A 2281-nucleotide genomic window follows, 5' to 3' on the forward strand; every position below is an offset into this window, starting at 1 on the left:
GGCGAGCGCCCGCGCGCTCAGCCTGTCATTACTGCTGGGTTTGAGCCCGCTTGCCGGTATCACCCCGGCGGCACTCGCAACGCCGGCACAGGCTACACCTGAGCAGCAGGCGCAGCCGGCGCAGGCGACCCCCGCCTCCCCCGCTGCAACTCAAGAAGATGCTGACGAACCCACGTATTCGCTTCCGGAGGTAGATGAATCTCGCCATCCTGAAATGGAAGGGTTTACAGTCTCTCCCGAGACTCTCAACATTACTCGAGGAGGCACCGTCACGCTGACGACGCCTCCGCTCAGTGCTGAATTCCGTCAGAATTACGAATTCTACGAATTTTCTCTGGTTGATCACGGTTCTTCGTACTTCAAAGCCGCGCATGCCCGCATTGACGGATATGCCTACTTTGGCTACCTCTTTGACCGTGAGCCCAACCCGAAGCAGATGGTAGAAAACCCAGACGGGAGCTACACCTTCTTCCTCAATATTGGGCCGTACATTATTGAGGCTAAAGAAGGCACTCTTTTCGACGTCATTCTGACGTACCACAAGAAGGGCCACCGGGAGGATTTTTGGCCATCCGAATTCCGTTTTGTGGCACGTGCACCTATTAACGTGGTGCAGGACCCTAAGCCGACCGAGACAAAGTACATTTTCAGTGTGCCCGCGATTGATGACCCGTGGAAGGATACGACTCTGACGATTGAGGGGTTCCATATCCTTACGAGCGGTAGTCGAGAGGGCAAGGATGGCCCCGCGCTTCTGGCTTTTTATGAAGTCGACCCGAAGACCGGAAAGATTGTAGGCGAACCAGAATTCACCACTCGGATTCCGTACCCGGCTTCCCTTAGCGGAGAGCGCTTTCATTTCCTGAATTGGCATTTTAAGACGTCTATTACGATTCCTGGGGGAACGCTTAAGCCGGGTAAGGTCTATAAGATTGGTTTCTACGGTAAAGACCGTCCGGAGGATGAGACGTACCCCGGTGAGTTGCTGAATGATGTTGCAGATTTCATTCCGGTACGTTTGCTTAATAAGGAATCGGCAAGCCCTGAGATGTATCTGAAGGCTACGACGGTGAGCCCCTATGATGAGGAAAATATCCTTCAGGTACGCGCCGTCGGCTTGAAGAAGCAGCCTGGGGTCTCTTACCGTTTCTCGGTGCAGCATGTTGATGAGCAGGGACATCTGACCGGTCAGAAGGCGCTGGTGCAGGAGATTGCTGCTGAGAGCATCCATGACGGCACGGTGGATGAGAAGCTGAACGTCCCCGGTGCGCCGCTGAATTATGACGGCGCGTACAGGCTCTTCTTGGAAAAGGTGACTGCCGGCAAGGACGGTACGGTTGAGTCGGTTGAGCGGCTTACTTCGAAGGATCTGCAGCTGCAGTTTACGAAGAATAAGGAGGTCAACGCCGCCTGGGCATGGTTTAAGCGCCGTCAGGTTCTTCCTGAGTTTTCTTCTTTGAGTGAGGGACGCGATATGACGCGCCGCGATGTGACGGTGGCATTGTACCGCCTGGCGGGTTCCCCGAAGGTTGAGCTTCCGGCGACGAGCCCTTATGGAGATATCGCTCCGGATGATCCGGACTACGCCGCGTATATTTGGGCTCGTCAGAAGGGCATTACGTTCGGTTGGGCGGATGGGAATTTCCACCCGGAGATGAACATGCACAATTATTCGACGGCGGCGTTCCTGTATAGGTATCAGCGTTCGCGCGGTAAGGTGTCTCCCGGCTTGCCGACTGCCGCACCGCAGTCTCGTAACGGTAGCCTGCCGGGGTCGGATGAATCTGAGGTGAGCGCTAACCCATGGGTTCTGGATTTGGAGGAGGGTAGCGCTTTCTGGCGTGAATCTCGGTGGGCTGTTCAGCAACGCATTTGGGGCTACACCGGGGATTGGGAACACGAACGCTTTTTCATGGAGACAACGTCCGTCTATGACTTGGCGTTGATGCTGTACCGCATGGAGCACGGCGGCAGCCACCTCAAGTAGCGCCCGGTTGTAGTGAGGAGTGACCGGTGGGCTGGAATGCTCGACGTAGTTCGACTTTTCAGCCCGCCGGTGCCGCCCCTCCTATTCGTTTCTCCAGAACGCTTCTTCTCCCCTATTCTGGGGATTCTTTTCACGCTTTATCCGCTCAACTTCTTCACTTGCTTCGTCTACTCGCTCGCTTCACTCACCGTACAGTTTTTTGTAGATGGGATAATGATGTCTTCATTCTTCACACCACGAGGCGCCCGGTGCCGCTCAACTGCGCCGCGCCACCCGGCGAGCGCCCGCGCGCTC

At 55.8% G+C, this 2281-nt stretch carries 1 protein-coding gene; it reads left to right on the forward strand.

From position 1 onward, the window contains the following. Nucleotides 1–1987 (forward strand): superoxide dismutase (locus HMPREF2928_RS08085; RefSeq protein ID WP_246823590.1); only part of this gene is annotated, 1987 nt, incomplete at its 5' end. Nucleotides 1988–2281 lie beyond the last annotated feature (294 nt).

This window comes from Rothia sp. HMSC072B04 (assembly GCF_001813725.1).
GTDB classification, from domain to species: Bacteria; Actinomycetota; Actinomycetes; order Actinomycetales; family Micrococcaceae; genus Rothia; species Rothia mucilaginosa.